The organism is Acidovorax sp. KPB24-03, assembly GCF_057546605.1.
In genome coordinates this window covers 1-558 of record NZ_BAAJYR010000952.1, presented here as the reverse complement: position 1 = coordinate 558, position 558 = coordinate 1, and the positions used below count along the sequence as shown (strand labels likewise).

Here is a 558-nt window from a genome sequence, read left to right as displayed (position 1 = left end):
GCTGCCATGCCCTGCAGCGCGGCCCGGTGGTGGGGGCCGCCGACCTGGGGCTGCAGCCATCGCCGACCCCGCCCGATGACCCCGGCCACAGCCACCGCGCCGGGTCGGGCGACGCCTTGCCCGCCGCCTGGCTGGAGGGATCGCTGCCACAGGCCATCGAGCGGCTGGAGCGGCAGATGCTGGCACACGCGCTCGCGCAGGCCCAGGGCAACCGCTCGCTCGCCGCGCGGCGGTTGGGCATCCACCGCCAGTTGCTCTACAGCAAGCTCACGCAATACGGCATCGAATGACCGCAAGCCTGTCGCAAAAGCGGACAACCTGTCGCCATTCCACCCACTGCGCGCGCCCGCCATCGCACGCAAGTGGTTGATTCATAAGGAATCTGGCGTTGGCACGCGTCTTGAGTGAAAAAGCTCATCCCCACTCGAAAGGACGACTTTCATGACGCTCCACCCCTTGCTCCGCACCAGCCTGATGGCCGCCGCCCTTGCCGCCGCCAGCGCCCACGCGCAATTGCCCCCACCCCCGCCCGGCGGGCCGGGCCCCCTGGCCCAGGCC

Annotated in this window: 1 protein-coding gene; it reads left to right on the top strand. The window is 70.6% G+C overall.

All coding sequences use genetic code 11. The annotated features are described in order from the left end of the window. On the top strand, window positions 1-290 hold a 290-nt coding region (locus AC27KI_RS26985), incomplete at its 5' end, for a helix-turn-helix domain-containing protein (RefSeq protein ID WP_487116984.1). Window positions 291-558: the final 268 nt, after the last annotated feature.